This window comes from Paenibacillus sp. FSL F4-0243 (genome assembly GCF_037963295.1).
Taxonomy (GTDB): Bacteria; Bacillota; Bacilli; order Paenibacillales; family Paenibacillaceae; genus Paenibacillus_AQ.
The window spans coordinates 1,760,943-1,780,910 of the sequence record NZ_CP150151.1; the positions used below are offsets into that span (position 1 = coordinate 1,760,943).

The following is a 19,968-nucleotide window of genomic DNA, read 5'->3' on the forward strand; positions in this document are numbered from 1 at the left end:
TTCATTCATATTGGAGATTGACGGATCGCTGAGGACCGCTCTATAATGTTTGTATAATTATTAATTAGTTAATAAAAATATAAATGTTGAAGGGCGGAGTTTATTCATGGCAGATCGCGCAATCCTTAACACAGACATTCGCAAAGGTACGATAAACAAAAATATTTATGGACACTTCTCTGAGCATCTAGGACGTTGTATTTATGAAGGCATTTGGGTCGGAGAAGATTCACCGATTCCTAACACTAACGGTATTCGTAATGATGTTGTGAAAGCGCTTAAAGAAATACAAATTCCAGTACTTCGCTGGCCGGGTGGATGTTTTGCAGATGAATATCATTGGAAAGATGGTATTGGTGATCGCGAAGCTCGTAAACGTATGATCAATACGCATTGGGGCGGCACGGTTGAGAACAACCATTTTGGTACACATGAATTTATGGAATTATGTGAGATGCTGGAATGTGAACCTTATATCAATGGTAATGTGGGAAGTGGTACGGTTCAAGAGATGTCCGAATGGGTAGAGTATTTAACCTTTGGCGGTGTCTCACCGATGTCTGAGCTTCGCCAGCAGAACGGTCATCAAGAGCCTTGGGCTGTCACTTATTTTGGCGTTGGTAATGAGAATTGGGGCTGCGGCGGGAATATGCGTCCAGAATATTATGCAGATCTTTATCGCCAATATCAGACGTATGTACGTAATTACGGGGAGAATCGTATTCACCGGATCGCTTGTGGTCCTAACGTGGATGATTATCACTGGATGGAAGTTTTAATGCGTGAAGCTACACGCTTTATGGACTCGATTACTCTTCATTATTATACGATTCCTGGTCCAGCATGGGAGAATAAAGGGGCAGCAACAGGCTTTGAAACTAGTGAATGGTTTAGTACTTTAGAGAAGGCCCTTCGCATGGATGAGCTGATTACTAAACATGGTGTTATTATGGACAAATATGACCCAGATAAAAGAGTAGGCCTTATCGTTGACGAATGGGGAACTTGGTATGATGTTGAGCCGGGTACGAATCCAGGATTCCTATATCAACAAAATACAATTCGGGATGCCCTTGTAGCTGGCGTAACCCTGAATATTTTCCATAAACACAGTGACCGGGTACGGATGGCAAATATTGCGCAGACCATTAACGTGCTTCAAGCAGTGATTTTAACCGAAGGAGAAAAAATGCTGCTAACGCCTACCTATCATGTATTCAATATGTTTAAAGTCCATCAGGATGCTGAGTTGTTGGATTTAACAATCGATAGTGGGACTTACAGCTTTGAGGGCAGCGAGATTCCTGAAGTATCTGCTTCAGCTTCCGTAACAGACGCTGGGATCATTCATGTCAGTCTTTGCAACTTGAATCACGCTGCATCAGCTACTGTACCCCTCGAGCTGCGTGGTCTTTCCGGGCAGAAGGTTGAAGTGACAGGCACTACGCTCACAGGTAACAAGATAGATGCTCATAATACATTTAGTCAGCCAGATGCTGTCGTACCGCAAGCTTTTACAGCCTTTACACTTGAAGGTGATCTTCTTAATGTAGAGCTGGCTCCAATGTCAGTAACTGTGCTGGAGATTACGCCGAAGGCATAAGGTGGTGTTATCATGTCAACAACATCTGCATGCAAGGGGTGTCGCGACGATTATAAGGTTACCGATGCACAGATAGAGCGAATCTTGTCATCATCCATGTTTAAGACAGAGCTTTGTGTTCCAGATGAGGTTTATGCTGAACGGATTTCTCTTTGCGGGACTTGTCCTAAGCTGCATGAGAGTGTGACTTGCGTAGCTTGTGGATGCATTATTCCTGTTGTAGCTAAGCTTAAGGAACGTGGCTGTCCACTGCCTGGTGGCGGATTATGGGGACCCTTCATTGAACATGAAATAAGGTAAAATAAGAGCCGCATTCGACTCTCCAACGGGAGATGAATGCGGCTTTATTCATGGGTATCTGTGTAGAACAGCTCAACGATTAGATCATCATTATAGTTGCCAAAGCCTTTGCCAAAAAGGGTAATGCCGCCAATATGCTCGGCCTCTTCATCGACGGAAAGCTTGAAAGTCCATTGCTTGTTGCGAATGTTCACTTGATCCAGCGTAACGTCGGACAGTTTCAGGCCGTCCATAAACGTGCCTTTAGATGTAATGCGCAGCTGCTTAAGAAGGCCGTATTGATTCGTGAGTGCTGGCCACCAAGCTGGCGTGTATTTACCACGTCTATCTCCGTAGTCACCCGGACTTGTCCAGAATCCAAGCTGTACTCCGTTCAGTGTGAAAGTGATGTCGGAGGGCCAATTATTATTAATGGAAGGCGCTTCGGAGGCAATCTCCATCGTAATGATTAGCTCCTCGGGCTGTTGACTGGAGAGAAGGAAGTTAGGAATTTTATATTCGATATACCCTTTGCTGAACCAGAGAATACCAGCATTCATACGCTCGAGATCCCAGAAATAACGGGGATCATCAAAGCTGCCAATCACTTGCTCTGTAGTGGCAAGACCGCAGGTAGGCTCGATCATGAAGTCAGAATAATGCCCAACAGGAATCTCCTTGCGGTAGCTTTTGCGCTCATTAATTTGTCTGCCTGGAAAGGTGATCTCGGCGCTTTCAGCAGCCAGCGTACAGATCTTTTGCAGACCACTTCGTCCAGGTGCCATATGTGTCTGGATAAGTCCTGCAGCTTCTAGCTTACGCACATGCATTGTCATAATGGCGCTGCTCAAATTTACCGCTGCGGCCAATTCCTTGACATTCATTGGGTTCTCGGCAAGCAAGCGCAGCAGGTGCAGACGAACTGAACTGGCTAAAGCTTCGTAGACGGGAAGAGATTCTTCCGACAGGTCAAGTTTCATAGATGGCCTCCAATTTAGTTCAAGACGTATAGTTAATGATTATATTATTTAAATGCTTGTTTTACAATACGAAGGTGAGAAATTTTATGGGCGCTCATTCACTTTGATCGCGTGCCTTAAGATAAAAAGAACGGAGCCTGAGGCTCCGCTCTCTTTCCAAATGATGATTCTCTTAATTTACATTTGAGTTATATTCGGTCAGTATTTCGTCTGATTTGAGTGCTCTGCTGTAAATCTTCAGTTCATCAATCATTCCCTTATAAGGTACGTCCCAATAGTTTACACCAAGAGTGAACACACCATTCTTGTTCTTAAACACATTCGGGAAGCCCTCACCGGAGAATTGCTCAACTCCGTCGAGGTATACCTTCACGGTACCGTTGTTGACCGTAAATGCTACATGCGTCCATTTATTCTCTGGAATCTTCATAGCGGAAACAGCATCATACCACGCCTCGCCAGACCATAGCAGTGTTTTACCTGCGCCGTTCTGTGGAACGAAGCTAATCCAGCTGTTTATCGAAGCAGCACCGAAGAAGGTTGTTGTTGCATCAGTAAGCTGCTCAGGGTTTAACCACATAGATACGGTATAGGTATTGCTGTCAATTAATCCATTAGGTAACCGGATTCCGGAAACACCGTCAAATACTGCTGCTTGATTAGTGATACCGTTACCGTAAGTGATGTTACCTACAGTTGGAGCCTCGATTTTTATTCCCGTAACCTGTCCAGTACCGACCAATTGGAGGGAGTCATCAAGGTTTCCATCAAAAGCATAATAGGCTACTTTTCCATCTGTAACGTTTACCTTATAGTCTGCTGAGACACCACTGCCATCAGCCGCAGTGGCTGTAATCACTGCTTCGCCACCTACCGTTAGTGCGGTTACGGTTCCGGTTGTAGCATCAACTGTAACGGCGCTAGGATCACTAGAACTCCAAGTAAGTTTCTTATTTCCGGCATTGGTAGGAAGTACTTTTACTTGAGGGGTAAAGGTATTCCCCACAGCCACATCCATTTCAGCATCACGGATGGTTATCGTACTTACTTTAATATTACTGTCAGGCTCACCGTTTACCAGCAAGTCTACAGCTTCAGCGGAAAGTGCACTTTCGTAGATACGCAGGTTATCAATCAAACCTTTGTATGGGATATCCCAGTAGTTTACACCCAGGGCGAATACTGTATCTGCACTGTTAAATACATCCGTAAATCCTTTTCCAGTGTACTTCAATACTCCGTTCACATACAGCTTCACAGTCCCGGCATCGTAAGTGAAAGCTATATGCGACCATTGGTTAACTGGAATCTGCATGCCTGCTTCTGCATCGTGGAAGGTTTGGCTACCAAACCACATCCGGGTAGTAGCTCCACCGTTTCCATAAGGCAAGAGACTAATCCAATTCGTATCTGTTGTAGCACCAAAGAAGGCTGTAGTGAATTGAGTCAGTTCTTGTGGGTTAAGCCACATGCCTATTGTGTAGGTGTTGCCTTTAATCAAACCATTTGGTAGGCGAATACCGGAGCTACCGTCGAATTTAGCTGCAAGACCAACTTCACCTGTCTCATAGGTGATGTTCCCACCAGTATTGTTAATCCGATTGCCGGTAATTGTACCCTTATCAGTACGATCTCCGTTCTCTGAAAGATCTCCTTCAAAATCATACGCTGCCACCAAACCGTCTTCCAGTATATTTCCAGTCAGTTCCATTACAATGATAGTAAAGGTCTTAGTTGCAGTAGACTCACCCAGCGCAATCGTAGCAGTAAGTTCAATCGTTGCGTTTCCAAGTCCTTTTTCAGGACGAACAACTGAACCATCGTTTCCTACTACGGCTTCATTGGAAGACGACCACGTAATGACTGTTCCTCTAACGTCCTCAGTTGGGAGCGTAAGATCTTTGTATACTTTACTTGTGTTGCCCAAGCTTAAACTATCTTTAACATTGGATACAATTTGATCTGTGCTCAGCAGTTCAATTTGGCTGCCCCAGACGGTAACACCCTTATTGGACATGGCTGTGAAAGTCATAACATTGCTCTGACGAGTGGAATCCCATTGTTTTACGAATACACCTTTGTAGAGATTTTGTACAGCAGCTCCGTTTTCTATTTCATTGATGAGCAGGTCGGCGTAATACTCTCCTTTTAGCTCCCAAGAACCGGTTACGGACCCTGTAATGGTTCCATCACTTCGCAGTTCGATAGCTGTTGTGGATTTAATTTTAGCAGAAGTATCTTTCCCGTGATTCACGAACTGGTAAGCTCCAATAACATCTTCCTGCATAACGGCTGCGATAGTTTCACCAGTGTAACGATGAGGAGAAGTGAGCGGCCATCCATCTTCGTTGGTGAACATTTGATGCACACGAAGCTCATGTGTTTCACCACGCTGCGGGAAGCGAGTGTGGAAGAAGTTGAATATTTTACCCGTCTCTTCATCATAATTGACTGAATTATGGCCTGATGCAACATAGCCGTAAGTTTGGAAGTCTGGATCACTATTCACGTTCGTGAACATGAAATTACCAAGAACTTTGTTGCCAATGGCCGAATGATCATTGGTCGTTGCCAGCACTGCACTTTGTCCGGCAGCATCCACATAAGGACCATCCGGATTCATTGAACGGAATTGACGCATATTGTAACCACCGTCGGACGCAAGTCCTCCATAAGTTACGTATAAGAAGTAGTAACCTGTATTTTTGTCGTAAATGATATACGGACCTTCGCCCGATTTGGTCATACCACCAGAAATATGGGTACCGAAATACCGGTCGATTAGACGTCCATCAGCGGTCGTTCCATCTTTACCCGGATATTTTGGCTCGCCGGTAGTTGGATCTATTTCTAGAATAAATATACCGCCTGACCATGATCCATAAGTCATCCACAGCTTGCCGTCTTTATCGTAGAATAACGTCGGGTCAATTGCGTTTGTATACGTTTTGTTCTTATATGAACCGCCTGCGTCAAACCAATCTGGGTTGGCATCTTCTAGTGTTCCGTTATCAATAAGCTTTTGAATATTTGTGTTTGTCCATTTTTTGTTAATTTTGCTGTTAGTATCGTAATCTTCTTCCTTGGTGAAGCCGGAATAAATTACGGTATTTCCATAGGTATAAGGACCTTCAATATTTTGTGAAGTGGCAAAGCCAATCGCTGAGCGGATGTAAGTGGAAGAAGCACTGTAATACATCATGTAAGCGCCAGTGGTTCCGTCCGCATTCTTATAATCCTCATTCCAGAAAACGTCTGGAGCCCATATGGAGAATCCGCCTTTACTGTCAGAATCGTTCTCTCCAGCCCATTTAAAGGATTCTGCCAGATTCGCGGAAAGATCACCAAAGAGTACGTTGCCTGGTGTTGTATAACCATTTGTGAAACGAGTCCAGTTCAGCAGATCATCCGATTTGGCCGCATCGATATGAGACCCGAACACATAATACGTTCCTTTGTCTACAGCCACTGACGGATCATGTACAGAAACATTGGTGAGTGCTGGTGCCGTTGCTGACGGACCCGGTGTAGCAGTAGGAGTCGCTGTAGCTGTAGGAACCGGGGTAGTAGTAGGTGTAGCAACAGCGCTGCCGTCCGATCCACCAGAACCTGAACTACCAGAACCAGACGTTGCCGTAGCTGTCGGAGTAGGTGTTTCAAATTTGATTAAGTTACTGTATTTACTGTCAAAGCTAACCTTCCCGGTGCCTTGGATAGTAATCATATCGTTTATACCAAGGATAAGATTCTTGATTGCTGCACCAGCATCTACACGCAGCTTGGCTAATTGGTTCAATGTAACTTCAGTAATATTGCCTGCGGCTAGATGTAGTGTAGGCACTCCTACCGCTCGTACCTCAGCAGAATCAAAATTTCCTCTCAGCCTGATGATTGAATCGTTCGGGAGCGTATTCTCTATAACGACCCGGCCGAAGCCTGCTCCCGTCAAAGTAGTATCTTCCTCAAGCATTACACCGGAATGTACACGTACGCTTGGTACGGCACTCGTTCCTTTAGTAACGACGCGGAGTTTCCCATTACGCTTATCTACAACCATGTCACCTGCATTAGAGTTACTAAGTACGATACTATTTTCGCCGCCGGATACGAATATTGTTCCTTTAACAGTGACGTTATTCAGCGTGATATCACCTTCTGCAATACCTTCGGTAAGGTACAGGTTTCCGGAGATGGTGGAGTTGTTCAACTCAACACCCGGGTTACTAATTACCATATTCTGAGTGGTAATACCCGTATAACTCCCGCTCTTAGAAGTGATTTCCCCGGCTAACTTCTCAATCATGCGTAGTGCTTCCGCTCTTGTTACGGCTTTTGCACCTTTAAAGCTGCCGTCACTATAACCATTCAAATAACCTTCTCCAAATAAAGATAATACAGCTTCTTGGCTCCATGAGGGTAAATCTTTAACATCTTTTGGTGCAGAGGTATTTGCAGAAGAATTGAGCTGGAATAGTCTGTGCAGCATAACCGCGGCTTCTTGACGACTTACTACCTGTGTTGGTCGGAAGGTGCCATCGCTATATCCTGATACATATCCTGCAGCCGAAGCTTTCTGGATATCGCTGTAATAAGCACCTGACTCCAGTATATCCGTGAAGGCAATTTCTGATTTTTCCTGCAAATTAAAGACCCGATTGATCAATGTAACCCATTCCGCGCGGGTGATCTCTTGATTCGGTTTGTAAATTCCATTTCCATAGCCTGAAATCAAGCCCTTTTCCACCCAGGATTGAAAATCTTTCTGTGCCCAGTGGCCCGAATAATCGACAGCCTGTTGTTGCGTGGATGGTGCGATTGTTTTGGAATCGCTTGCAGAAGCTGCTGAAATGAATGGTGCAGGTACTAGCAGCGTGAGTGCAAGAAGTGAAGCGGTTAGCTTACGAGTTGTTTTCCTCAAATTCATGATCCTCCGATTCTATTGATTAGAGATTGCGGCGGTACGAAAAATGTAAAACGCTTACAATAGAGCTACTAAAAAAACGTTTTTCACAAATCAAAATGGATTTGTTTTATGTTTATACAAACCATATCGTGGAAAACGTTTTATGTTGATCTCATTTTAAGCATGATATTAGCATATAGTCAAATAGAAATTTATGAAACAATGAATCTATTTATATTTTTATTAACAAAAGGTAGTTGGGTTTGGATAGCGTATGAAAAGTACTGCAGATTACTACTGGAGTTGTGGAAAGTGAAAGAAGGTGGGAAATGTGGGCGATAAAGAGATGGATAGGGGAAAGTGATAACTGGTTCATATCACAGTACAGATAGGGGGGCTAAGGAAGAATAAATACTAATTAGTTGTTCGCCCCCATGAAAGAACCAACCTTGATACATTTGCATACTAGAAGATTTTAAAGGTAATACATTTTGAACATGATATCTTGATCATGATTTCCGAATTTTTTTCCGAAAATTGTTGCGCCTCCGACGTGTTTTGCATCTTCCTTCACTTCGATCCGGAAAGTCCATCGGTCACAGGTCGTATCTAAATCCTCAATCGAAACGGAAGACATGGGGTCACCGTCAATGTATGTTCCATTGTGATTAGTAATTCTAATCGTTTTTAGTAATCCATACTGGTTAATATTGTGCGGCCACCACTCAGGTGTGAATTTACCTCTTGCATCAGCAAAATCTCCAGGGCTTGTCCAAGTACCTAATTCCAAGCCGTTCAATGAAAAGGTGATGTCTGAAGGCCATACGTCATTGGCAAATGGAAATTCGGAAGAAAGCTCTAAGCTAATTTCAAATTGCTGCAAGGTTTCATCTTTTTTTAGAAAATTGGCAATGTTGTATTGAACATAACCTTGGGTAAACCATAGAATCTCTGCATCGACTCTTTTAGAATCCATGAAATACTTAGGTTCGTCTACTCTGCCGATAAACTCTTTCTCTGTGGCAAGTCCGCATGTAGGCTTCAGATCATAATCCGTATAATGACCAATCGGCACCGATGTCTCATAGGAGGCAAAGGAATGAAAGATTTTTTTAGGGAAGTTGATCTCAATATGGTCGACTCTAAGAATTGAGATTTTTTGCATTCCGGATTTACCAGGAACTTTTTCTGTTTTTATGATTCCTGCATCTTCTAACTTTTTAATGTGTTTTGTTACGATGGGACTGCTTATTTTAAGTTCTTCTGCCAAATCTTTGATGTTCATCTTATTTTTGGAGAGTAACTGAATGATTTTTATTCGTACTTCACTTGCCAAGGCTTCATAAACAACGAGAGAGGACTTGTCTATTTCCAATTGCATTTTATCCACTTCTTTCAAAGTAATTTCATATACTGTAAAGTTTATTAATCTCTATATAAAGTAACACGAAAGGTAACTGAAGTAAATAATATATCGCTTTCATCTCGTCTTAATGAACTAAAAGGTTAACTAAGTTTTAAAAAAATCTGTTAAGTTTATTTAAAAGTTATTGACTACGCTTTCAAAGCGACTGTATACTAAGTTTAAGTTAATCGTTTCCAACAAAGTTAATGTGAATGATTATCTTAACATTACAGCTGCAGGGGGAGAGAGTAATGAAAAAGAAATTTGGAGTAGTATTAGCAACGGTTCTAATGTTAACGACAGTGTTAGCAGGATGTGGTGGTAAAGATGATAGTAAGACGATTACGTTCTGGACACCGCTGACTGGTGATGATGGTGCTTATATGGATCAAATCGTTAAAGACTACAATGCAACGAATCCAGAGATTAAAGTGAAGCACGTTATTACAGCTGATATGTACACGAAAATTTCTACCGTTTTGGCTTCCAGCAAAGGTGTTCCTGATTTAGCAATTATCCACGCTGACCGTGTTCCTGGGTTTGTTAAGCAAGGTGTCTTAGAACCCATGCAAGATACTGTATTGCCGGCACAACCTGAACTAAAAGCTGAAAATTACTTACCACAAGCTTGGAACACTGGTAACATCGACGGAACACAATACACAGTACCTCTTGATATCCACAGTAACGTAATGTATTACAATAAAGATTTGCTCAAGAAATATAATGCTGAATCTTTCTTGGATGATAACGTTGTTACGATTGATGAAATGCTTTCCTTACAAGGTAAATTGGATGAAGGCGACTATGTAGTTAATGATGCCTTGCTCGGATGGGTTATCCTGGCTCAAATTCAAAACTTGGGCGGAGATATTCAGGTGGACGGCAAACCGGCTGTTAACTCCCCAGTATTTAAACAAGCCTTTGAAGATGTTAAGAAAATTGCTGATGCTGGTTTGATGACTCCATTTGGTGAAGACGGTTACTTGATGTTCCAATCCCAAAACGTACTCTTCTCCACAGACGGAACTTGGAGTTCTACCGCACATGCTGGAGTTGAAGGCTTGAACTTTGGTGTGACTAACATTTATTCTCCAACCGCTGATAAATTCACGAATAGATCTTCTTCTCACTTGTTCGCTATGCTTAAGAACGATAAGAGAACAGATGAAAAAGAAGTAGGGATTGCTAACTTCTTAGAATATGTGCGTACAAACTCAATGGAATGGGCAAAAGCTGGTCAAAACGTCGCAAGTAACGTAGTTAACCAAAGTCCGGAATACCAAAACTACATGCAATCCTTCTTTACTTCTAATGAAAAAGAAATTGAATCCCTTTACATTTACACATATGAGTACTACCCATACATTGCAGAAGCAGTAGATACTTATTGCGCAGATATCGTTCGCGGTAACGTTGATTTAGATGAGACCTTGGCAACCATGCAGAAGTTTGTAGAAGATAAGATCGCAGAAAGCAGCAGTGCAGCGAAATAAAGCGAAATAGAATAGATTGTACGAAGTAATGTGCCGTATATTGGTGCATTACTTTGTGCAAAAGGAGAAATGAAATCCTATGAAAAAGAAAATAAACTGGGCACCTGCCTTCTTTGTAGGTCCGCACGTCATTTTGTTTGCTGTCTTCATTTTATTGCCAACGATTTATGGGATTTATGCTTCATTTACAAAGTGGAATTTAATGAGTGACCCGGTATGGGTAGGCTTTGATAACTATAAGGCCATTCTTTTTGATGGCAAATCAACGTTTCATACTCAATTTTTCAGAGGTCTGAAAAATACTTTGATCTTTGTGGGTCTCTCTGTTCCATTATTAATAGTTATCCCATTAATGGTTGCTGTTGCACTAGAACATAAAAAAGTTAAAATGAAGAGCTTAATTCAATCTATTCTTTATATTCCGGGCTTGATTTCGATTTCTGCGGCTGCACTAATCTGGCTTTTGATCTTTAATAAGCAATTAGGGATTACTGGTAATCTATTCGGATCACAAATTGCTTGGCCTGCAAATCAGCCGTATGCGTGGATTATCATCATTGTAATCACACTATGGGGCGGTATTGGGGGCAACATGATTATTTATCGTGCTTCCTTAAGTGGCGTTGCGCAAGAATTATATGAATCAGCCGAGCTCGATGGTGCGGGTTCAATTAAAAGATTCACAAGTATCACCTTGCCATCTATTCGTTTTCCATTAATCTATACCTTTGTTATGACAACTGCCGGAGCCTTCAATGTATTCGGCCAACCGTTAATGATGACTGATGGCGGGCCTCGACAAAGTACACACGTACTCATGATGTATATTCGTCAATTAGCTTTCGGAAACGGTGAATCCATTGCAGGGATGGCATCGGCGATGGCAGTGTTATTGGGATTAGTAATCTTGGTGATCTCAGCGCTGCAATATTATGTAATGAACCGAAATGCTACATAAGGTTCTAGGGAACTAATTGATTAACAAGGAAATGGAAAAGGTAGGTGTACTATAATGTCAAATCAGGCGGTAAATGGCCTAGATAATCGTCCAGTTGTAAATAGAACAGGCAAAGTAAAAGGATCATCCAATGTTAGTATTTCAAAATATGTATCATATGCTTTTTTGCTTATCCTTTGTGTGATTTGGATTATTCCAGTAATATTCGGGATTTCCACGTCTTTTAGATCACAAACGGAAGTGGTTTCCTCAGGCTTTAGACTATTTCCTGAAACATGGGTTTTTGAGAACTATGTTACGATTCTGAACAATACTTCTACAGCCCCAATTCTACGTTGGTTAGGCAATTCATTGTTTATCGCTACAACTCATACGATCCTGGTCGTTATTGTGATTTCGATTACAGGCTTTGGTTATACCCGTATTAACTTTAAAGGAAGAGACACACTGTTCTTTACTTTGTTAGGGATCTCCTTTTTCCCGGGCGTAGTTAACTTAATTCCTTCTTATAAAATTATCGATTCCTTAGGCTGGGTGAACACTTCTTGGGCAATGATTATTCCCGGTCTTGCGGGTATGGGGAATATCTTCTTGGTCAGACAGTTTATGAACGGTATCCCAAAAGAATTAGATGAGTCTGCAAAAGTTGATGGTGCTAGTGACTTTAGAATTTTTGCGCAAATTATATTGCCGTTAGTTAAGCCGATTCTGATTGTTTGCGGATTGTTCTCCTTTACGGGATCTTGGAATGACTTCCTCTGGCCGGTTATCGTGTACACAGATGTAGACAAAATGCCAGTCACAGCTGGGTTGCTCTTGTTACAAGATATCTACGGAAACTATCGTATGATCGGGCAATTAATGGGGTCGGCAATCTTGGCGATCGTTCCAACCCTGCTGTTATTTATATTTGCTCAAAAATACTTCGTTCAATCTATTAACTTGAATTCAGGTATTAAAGGGTAGATCAAATGAACATAGCTTAAATACACCTTGCCTTCTTATAAGGAAGGGTGTGTTTTGGTGACCCATAAAATTAAAAATAAAGAGAGATATAGGAGTTGTCATCATGAGAGAATTCAATGCGAAAAATCCGCTTATTGAGCAAAGGGCAGATCCATGGATCTATAAACATACTGATGGTTATTATTATTTCATAGCTTCGGTTCCGGAGTTTGATAGAATCGAGCTTCGTCGTTCTGAATCCATTCAGGGATTAGCTGAGGCTGAGGGTAAGACCATTTGGGTTAAGCATGAAACAGGCTTAATGAGTGCCAATATTTGGGCGCCCGAGATTCATTATATTGATGGAAAATGGTACGTGTATTTTGCAGCTGCACATACCTCCGATACGAAAGATGGCTTATTTGATCATCGCATGTTTGCCATAGAAAACTCATCCGTAAATCCATTAGAAGGGGAGTGGGTGGAAAAGGGTCAAATCAAAACGAAATGGGAATCCTTTGCCCTGGATGCAACCACTTTTGAACACAGAGGGGTTAGATACTACGTATGGGCACAAAAGGATCCTGATATCCCTGGTAATTCTAATATGTATATCTCTGAAATGGAAAATCCTTGGACGTTAAAAGGAGAGCAGGTGTGCATCACCACGCCTGAATATGATTGGGAAAAAATCGGCTTCCTGGTGAATGAGGGTGCGGCAGTTCTTAAGCGGAATGGACGTATTTTCATGACTTTCTCGGCAAGTGCAACAGATCATAACTACTGTATGGGGTTGTTAACCGCTGATGAGGATAGTGATTTACTGGATCCGAAATCATGGGTCAAAACACCAGAACCTGTGTTTACAACTTCTGAAGAAAACGGTCAATATGGACCGGGACATAATAGCTTTACAGTCTCAGAAGATGGCAAACAGGATATCCTAGTGTTCCATGCTAGAAGCTATAAGGAAATTGTGGGAGACCCGTTATATGATCCTAATCGGCACGCGCGTGTGCAAGTGATCCAGTGGAATGAGGATGGAACGCCAAACTTTGGTGTCCCTAGACCGGATACGAAATCTTAAAATAATGCTTCTCTAGTGTGAAGAAGCTTATTATATTCTTCTATATGAAAGAGGGACGCTCCAGTAGCCACATGCTATTGGAGCGTCCCTTAATCTTATAATGGAAGATCCCGTCGTCTGAACAGTTCGATCCCTATGGCAAAAGCGAGAATACCGATCAACAGTAACCAACTAGAAACCTGAATAATCTCCACGTTTCCTTGAACGATTTTACCAGGCTGATAGAAGGAGAACAAGGTCAGGTAACGTAACCCCTCCAGTTTATCGCTTATTTTGCCTAGCAGATCCAGAGTGAAGAATCCGAAGGTGATAGCGCCGGAAATTCCAAGCGCTTTTTTCTCATCATTACAAACCGAGGATACAAGGAAAGTGAGTCCCCCCACGGCAAAAAACAATAAAAACGCTACGCTATTCAGCTGAGTGAATCGGCCGCTATTAAATTCATATTCACTGCCGAGGAACCATGCTTTACCTAATAATCCGGCGAGTGTGGTTACACCCATAATCAGGAGCAACGCAGTTGTGAGTACAAGCGCCTGCGTGGTAGCTACTTTTCTCCGCGTAGTTGGTGCTATCAGAAGATAAGCCATAGAGCCACGATCCACAAGTCGAGCCATGAGCTGCGTCGACATTTGTACACACACAATGGATAGAATCAGTACCAGAATAAGTCCATAATATTCTCCTGAGATAAAAGCCTCAGCACTGGTAAATCCGCTGTTTAATCCAAAGGCTTTACCTACACCTTCCGGCATAGCTTTAATGAGGTCATCAATGGCTTGTGTGCTTCCGGCGATCCCTGGATATAGCCAGATCATAAACAGAATATAGAAGGCAGAACCGAAAGCGTAATTCATAATGCCTTTGAGGTTCACCCTCATCATTTCTTTATAGAGTGGAAGATTCATTGCACGGCCCCCTCACGGTCATAATAGTCCATGAAAATGTCCTCTAGATTCTGCGTGAACACATCCATACTGCGGATATTATATTTCCCGGTCTCCTGAATGAATCGATCGTAATTACCCTGAACGGCAATGCGGACCATATTCCCTTCGCGAGCTTCCACTTGCAGGCCGGAGGCGGCGAATTGCTCTGCATCTTCGCGACTCGCGAAAACAACCTCAAACAGCTTCCGCTGCATCGATTGTAATTCGTGGATATTTTTTATAGTGATGATACGTCCGTCTTTAATGATTGCAGCTCGATCACAGGTGCGCTCAATTTCTTGAAAGCTGTGAGAGGACATTAGAAATGTGGTTCCGGCTGCTTTTTCCTCCAATACGAGATCTATAAATACCTTTTGCATAAGCGGGTCGAGTCCCGAGGTGGGTTCATCCAGAATAATAACTTCAGGATTGTGCATGAAAGCTGCGACAATACCGACTTTTTGTTTCATTCCCTTTGACATTTTGCGGATCGGAGTTGCGGCATCAAATTGCAGTCGTTCAATGAGGCGGTCACGTTTAGTAGTGTTCTTCATCCCTTGCATGCCAGACATGAATTTAAGGAAAGAAATGCCTGTCATCCCGTCAAAAAAGTTGATTTCACCGGGTAGATAGCCGATATGCTTCTGGACTGTACCCTGTGCTTTCCATACATCAAGTCCATGGATGCTCGCATTACCTTTGTCCGGCTTCATAAATCCCATGATATGTCTTATGGTCGTAGATTTACCCGCGCCATTAGGCCCCAGAAACCCAAACACCTCACCTTTATTTACGGTAAACGTAACATCTTCGATTCCCTTGCCATTCGAAAATCGTTTGGTTAAGCCTTCAACTACAAGCATGCCGCCACCCCCGCTGCAAAATAATGAACTATTACTAATTGGATATTTCATATGTTATATTATTCCTAGTGAATAGTGAAGTCAATGGAATTATGAAATAATTGATAATAAATATTTCATTAAATTTAAATAAGCGCACTATATAATGAAGTTAAGGGTGAATAGCATGAATGGATTTGAGAAAAGAGCCGCTCAAATAAAACTCAAAATTATGAAGACTACGATGGAAATGCTCAAGAGCTGTGAGCCCAAACGTCTCCGGATCGCAGACATTGCGAAAGAAGCAGGTGTCTCACAGGTGACGATTTATAATTATTTTGGCAGCAAGGAAGCGCTGCTTGGTGAGTCCTTTAAGGATTTTATAGAGAAGGCGATTCGCGAATTTGAAGATTACATTCATGGAGAGCATTCTCTAAAAGAGATTATTGAATACATTATGACGATGGAGAGAGAAACCTACAGTTCATTGTCTCCTACGACTGTGAAGGAGCTTATGATTGAGGACCAGGAAATGTTTCATTATATTGAAGAACGTTACACAAATGACGTTTTACCATTGATGGTCAAGATGGTGGAGGATGGCAAAGCACGAGGAGAAATTTCAAATAAAGTGTCCACCAAAGGGATACTTTCATTTATAGGAATGTATATGCGAAGTTCGGGAGAAATGCTAGATGAAGCCAGCAAACAAGAAGATATAGATGCCTTCCTGGAGGAAGCCATCCATCTCTTCTTCTATGGCATTTGCGGGCGTGAGCAGGAGTAGCGTGAGCTTTGTTGTATTAATAGTTGAAAAATGATCGTAGATTACGCTAACAGTGATTTATCAAAAGATTTTGTTCAAATGCGAATAAATAAAATAGTAGATCCATTGTATACTAACCAAGATACTAAGGAGTTTGCCATTTTTAATGGAAAAGCTTCGGGCACTATTGAAGAAGGAACAACTGACGATTTGAAAGCATTTACTTCTAATGACTTCTCGGCAGGGTTTCTATGTGAATGCAGAGCAGCGGATGAAGGATGCCCGAGGAGCAGCGAAATACATAGGGGGTTATTTAGCGCGACCGGCGATTGCAGAGTACCGGGTGGTCAGCTACGACCACCACAAGGTGCATTACTGGTACGAAGATCACCGAACGGGGAAACGGGTGGATGTGGTGTCGCCGGTGATGAAGTTTATCTACGATCTCGTGCAGCACATTCCACCGAAGCATTTTCGGATGGTGGGTCGCTATAGTCTATACAGCCGGGGGAAAAACAAAGAGTCACAGAAGGTGATTAATCTGTGGTGGTACATGATCCATAAACAAATCGAGATGACCTTTCCTGTGAAAAAACGAAAGAAGAAGAACTACCGTCAGCGGATGCTGGAGAGCTATGGGCGAGACCCGATGCTCTGTCCATGCTACAATCACCGGATGTTGAGCCGTGGGAGGAAGAACCAGAGGTATGGATCGATTATGTTTGCGTAGAATGTGGGACGGTAGATCCTGTCCCTGAATTTATAGTGGGAGAGTGTGCCTACGACCTGGAGTCTGGAGAATCCCCAGAGTTTGTCTCTGTAACGGAACCTTGGTGAATAACTTTCTAGCCAGCGGACAAATAACCGCTGGCTAAAAAGTTATTCACCCGTTAGGGTGATTTTGTTCGTATATGTAATTAATCTCACTGCGTTTGTAGTCCCTAATCTAACTGCATATTAAAAAATAGTGTCACAAAATAGCATTACGAGATTGTTATATAGGTAAACAAGAAAGGAGGTGAGCTCTTGCAGCCAACCATCCCCGGGGAAGAGGAAGGAAAATGGAATGCTATTGAAGCGGTTGTAGAACAGGTCAGAGCAGGAGACAAAGAGGCATACAGTGCGATCATCATCCAGTTTGAACGGCAAATGTATACCTACTGCTATTATATCCTGAAAAATCATGCGGAGACGGAAGATGCCGTACAGGAGATCTTTATTCGCGCCTATCAAAATCTTCACCAGTACAGCAGGCAAGTATCCTTCTCAGCCTGGCTGTATAAGATGGCATACCATCATCTAATCAATTTGAAGAAGAGACAGAGCCGCTGGCTTAAGCTGATCGATCATTATAAAGAGCAGCAGCCTGTGCTGCAAATCTCCCGTCATGAGTCAGAGGTTTATGAGCTTTTGACTTTTCTCACAACTGAAGAGCGTCATATTTTACTCCTTAAGGCAGTAGAGCAGTACACCTTTGAGGAAATAGGCGAAATCATGGGCCTCAAGTCCGCAACCATACGGAAAAAATATGAACGATTGCGCCGCAAACTGATGGAATGTAAAAGCCGAAAAGGAGAGATAGCACATGGGACATTCGCCGGAACAAACGGAATTCGCTGAAATGAATGCCATCGAACAAATGATTCGTGAATCGTCTTTACCAAAGAAAAGTATGAGTTATCAAATTATGAATACGATTGGAGCGAGTGAATTGAAAAGAACATCATCCAAACCTAATTTAATGAAAAGAACAGCAGTAGTGGCCGCAGCAGCAGCCATCCTAGGTGCAGGTGTGGTGGGTACGGGATTTGTATCACCGGCAATGGCTTCAACGTTAAAGCAAATTCCTATTGTTGGAATTCTCTTTGAGGGAACCAGCAACGAAGCTTTGGATACTGCCATTAAACAAGGAATCGTAACAGAACCTAACCTGAGTGTAACCCATGAAGGAATCACGCTGAAGGTAGCTAATTTACTTTATGATGGAACCCGGTTGTCCTTCGTTTTGGAACGTGAAGGCGTAGATTTGCCGAATACAGGCTCTCCATACCTTTTTGAAAAAGATGTTGAGGAAAAGGATCAGCTTAAAGGTTATATTAAAATGCCAACGATCCTCGCTAACGGACAAGCCATTGAATATGGCGGAGGCAGCTTTGGCGACTCGCCTAGGCAGAAGAATGCTTATGTAGTTGAAGTGACTAAGGGTCTAAATTTGCCTGACCAATTCGAGCTGACCATTCAGGCGAATGTCACACAGGTGAAAGAAGCTTTTGAATTCAAGATTCCTGTGAACGTGGAGAATAAATCGATTGTTGTGAAACCAGAGGCCTCCAAATCTGACGGACAGTTCAGTTATACCGTTAAGCAACTGGATATTTCGCCGGTGTCCACCCGTTTCGTTCTGGATAGTAAGGGCCAAGTACCACAATCTCCGGGGCAAACCGGTGATTACAGCGCCAGTATGGTCTATTACGAGCTTGTAGACGACCAAGGAAATGTCGTGAATCCGAGCAGATTCGAGTATTTCAACAGCGAACCCAAGACTGAATATCAGATTGATCAACTGTTTTCTCCTTTTGCTGGCACACCTAAAACGATTACAATCAAGCCATTTACTCTTACTGTGAACAACAAGGATTGGAGCGTTGTCGGCCAAGGAAAGAACAGTGTGGGTGAGAAAACATATCTGAAAGATCTGGAATTGACCATTCCTGTTAAGCCTTAATCCATTAGAGAAGGGGACAGTCCCGCAGGTCATCAATAATGACCTGGGGATAGCTCCCTTTTTCTTTTCATAAAAAATAGGACAGGAGCTAATCCATTGAATTCTATGAAACCTGAATTGAGAAAAAAATTCGCTGGAGCAGCATTGGCAGTAACGTTGGTAATGGCAGTCACAGGCAGCGGGTTCCCTTTAACCGTTAGTGCCGAGACCTCCGGGCAATCTACCAGTTCCAATCTAGCGATTACCCACGAGGGCGTAACGCTCAGTATATCCAAAGTAATGTTTGACGGGAACCGTCTTGACATGGCATTCCGGCAGGAGGGAGGCACTGTGGGTAAGGGGATCATTATTGATATCGCGCAGATCCCGGTTTTGTCTGTTAATGGGAAAAGGATGTTATATCTTCCCTATGTGACGTCTATACCGGAAGATGAAAGGGCAGCTTTGCTCTCTTTCAACATCCCCAAAGATGGAAAACCGCAGCTCGCGGATGAATTCAAAATGACGATAGAGGTGTACACCAAGAGCGTCAAGGAGCCATTTACCTTTACCGTCCCGGTGAAAAAGCTGAATAGTCTTGCAACCTTGCAGCCGGGTACAACTCAAAAAAGCGGGGATTTTAGCTATACCGTGGACTATTTCCAGATGACGCCGTTAATGATGGAACTCAAGCTGCACAGCAGCGGGAAAGTTCCTGGAGCAGCCAAATCCAAAGGGCGTTCAAGCAAGATGTTGTATGACATTGCCGATGAGAAAGGAAATCTAATTCAGGCAACCGTCAGCGACATCGACATCAAGCGACCGATCACAGCAAACATTAAAGAAGACCTGTTCTATGCAGCCTCCTTCAAAGCAGTGCCGAAAACCATCACAATTAGGCCATTTACGTACACCATAGACGCTAAAGGAGACATCCTGAAAGACTCAGGAAAAAAATGGATCAAGACCTATTACAAGGACTTGGAAATGAAGATTGCAGTTGCTAAATAACAATCTTACAGGTGAGGGGAATTCACGCTGATACCAGCGCGGGTTCCTTTTTTATGCTTG

At 42.7% G+C, this 19,968-nt stretch carries 16 protein-coding genes; 11 read left to right on the forward strand and 5 right to left on the reverse strand.

The window, feature by feature from the left end; genetic code table 11:
• Nucleotides 1–106: 106 nt before the first annotated feature.
• Together NSS87_RS07950 and NSS87_RS07955 are read left to right on the forward strand one after the other, a co-directional pair.
• The gene (locus NSS87_RS07950; protein WP_042186030.1) at nucleotides 107–1,603 is read left to right on the forward strand and encodes an alpha-N-arabinofuranosidase; all 1,497 of its coding nucleotides are present in this window, start codon (nucleotides 107–109) and stop codon (nucleotides 1,601–1,603) included.
• Between the two features lie 12 nt (nucleotides 1,604–1,615).
• A complete protein-coding gene (locus NSS87_RS07955) occupies nucleotides 1,616–1,903 on the forward strand; it encodes a hypothetical protein (RefSeq protein WP_042186032.1) in 288 nt (95 codons plus the stop codon).
• A gap of 44 nt (nucleotides 1,904–1,947) precedes the next feature.
• Here the strand turns inward: NSS87_RS07955 and NSS87_RS07960 are convergent, their stop codons facing one another.
• The 3 genes from NSS87_RS07960 to NSS87_RS07970 form a co-directional block, all read right to left on the reverse strand.
• On the reverse strand, nucleotides 1,948–2,862 hold the full coding sequence (locus NSS87_RS07960) for an ArsR family transcriptional regulator (protein WP_339246102.1): 915 nt from the start codon (nucleotides 2,860–2,862) through the stop codon (nucleotides 1,948–1,950).
• A gap of 172 nt (nucleotides 2,863–3,034) precedes the next feature.
• Nucleotides 3,035–7,780 (reverse strand): LamG-like jellyroll fold domain-containing protein, encoded by a 4,746-nt coding sequence (locus NSS87_RS07965; protein ID WP_339246104.1) that lies wholly within the window; start codon nucleotides 7,778–7,780, stop codon nucleotides 3,035–3,037.
• Between the two features lie 460 nt (nucleotides 7,781–8,240).
• Entirely contained in the window at nucleotides 8,241–9,146 is a 906-nt protein-coding gene (locus tag NSS87_RS07970; RefSeq protein ID WP_042186035.1) for an ArsR family transcriptional regulator, read from the reverse strand.
• A 275-nt stretch (nucleotides 9,147–9,421) separates the two neighbouring features.
• Between NSS87_RS07970 and NSS87_RS07975 the strand changes: the two genes are divergently transcribed.
• The 4 genes from NSS87_RS07975 to NSS87_RS07990 all read left to right on the forward strand — a co-directional run bounded on the left by NSS87_RS07975 (nucleotide 9,422) and on the right by NSS87_RS07990 (nucleotide 13,656).
• The gene (locus NSS87_RS07975) at nucleotides 9,422–10,666 is read left to right on the forward strand and encodes an extracellular solute-binding protein (protein WP_339246106.1); all 1,245 of its coding nucleotides are present in this window, start codon (nucleotides 9,422–9,424) and stop codon (nucleotides 10,664–10,666) included.
• Between the two features lie 79 nt (nucleotides 10,667–10,745).
• The gene (locus NSS87_RS07980; RefSeq protein WP_042186039.1) at nucleotides 10,746–11,624 is read left to right on the forward strand and encodes a sugar ABC transporter permease; all 879 of its coding nucleotides are present in this window, start codon (nucleotides 10,746–10,748) and stop codon (nucleotides 11,622–11,624) included.
• A 54-nt stretch (nucleotides 11,625–11,678) separates the two neighbouring features.
• The gene (locus NSS87_RS07985) at nucleotides 11,679–12,590 is read left to right on the forward strand and encodes a carbohydrate ABC transporter permease (RefSeq protein ID WP_042186041.1); all 912 of its coding nucleotides are present in this window, start codon (nucleotides 11,679–11,681) and stop codon (nucleotides 12,588–12,590) included.
• 103 nt (nucleotides 12,591–12,693) lie between these two features.
• Nucleotides 12,694–13,656 carry a family 43 glycosylhydrolase gene (locus NSS87_RS07990; RefSeq protein ID WP_042186042.1) on the forward strand — a complete coding sequence of 321 codons (963 nt, stop codon included), beginning with the start codon at nucleotides 12,694–12,696 and terminating at the stop codon, nucleotides 13,654–13,656.
• Nucleotides 13,657–13,751: 95 nt separating this feature from the next.
• On the opposite strand, the gene NSS87_RS07995 is transcribed toward NSS87_RS07990, so the two are convergent.
• Complete coding sequence (locus NSS87_RS07995) at nucleotides 13,752–14,564, reverse strand: ABC transporter permease subunit (protein ID WP_339246110.1); 813 nt, start codon at nucleotides 14,562–14,564, stop codon at nucleotides 13,752–13,754.
• Complete coding sequence (locus NSS87_RS08000) at nucleotides 14,561–15,448, reverse strand: ABC transporter ATP-binding protein (protein ID WP_339248469.1); 888 nt, start codon at nucleotides 15,446–15,448, stop codon at nucleotides 14,561–14,563. The genes NSS87_RS07995 and NSS87_RS08000 overlap by 4 nt, the downstream gene beginning before the upstream one ends.
• A 166-nt stretch (nucleotides 15,449–15,614) precedes the next feature.
• On the opposite strand from NSS87_RS08000, the gene NSS87_RS08005 reads away from it, so the two are divergent.
• The 5 genes from NSS87_RS08005 to NSS87_RS08025 all read left to right on the forward strand — a co-directional run bounded on the left by NSS87_RS08005 (nucleotide 15,615) and on the right by NSS87_RS08025 (nucleotide 19,908).
• Nucleotides 15,615–16,214, forward strand: a complete 600-nt coding sequence (locus tag NSS87_RS08005) for a TetR/AcrR family transcriptional regulator (RefSeq protein WP_339246112.1) — start codon at nucleotides 15,615–15,617, stop codon at nucleotides 16,212–16,214.
• Nucleotides 16,215–16,422: 208 nt separating this feature from the next.
• Nucleotides 16,423–16,923, forward strand: coding sequence for a transposase (locus tag NSS87_RS08010; protein ID WP_339246115.1), 501 nt, complete (start codon nucleotides 16,423–16,425; stop codon nucleotides 16,921–16,923).
• A gap of 296 nt (nucleotides 16,924–17,219) precedes the next feature.
• Nucleotides 17,220–17,813: an RNA polymerase sigma factor gene (locus NSS87_RS08015; protein WP_042186048.1), complete on the forward strand. Its 594-nt coding sequence runs from the start codon at nucleotides 17,220–17,222 to the stop codon at nucleotides 17,811–17,813.
• The gene (locus NSS87_RS08020; RefSeq protein WP_076284283.1) at nucleotides 17,779–18,918 is read left to right on the forward strand and encodes a DUF4179 domain-containing protein; all 1,140 of its coding nucleotides are present in this window, start codon (nucleotides 17,779–17,781) and stop codon (nucleotides 18,916–18,918) included. Before NSS87_RS08015 ends, NSS87_RS08020 begins: the two co-directional genes overlap by 35 nt.
• A gap of 105 nt (nucleotides 18,919–19,023) precedes the next feature.
• Complete coding sequence (locus NSS87_RS08025; RefSeq protein WP_339248471.1) at nucleotides 19,024–19,908, forward strand: DUF5643 domain-containing protein; 885 nt, start codon at nucleotides 19,024–19,026, stop codon at nucleotides 19,906–19,908.
• The last annotated feature ends 60 nt before the right edge of the window (nucleotides 19,909–19,968 follow it).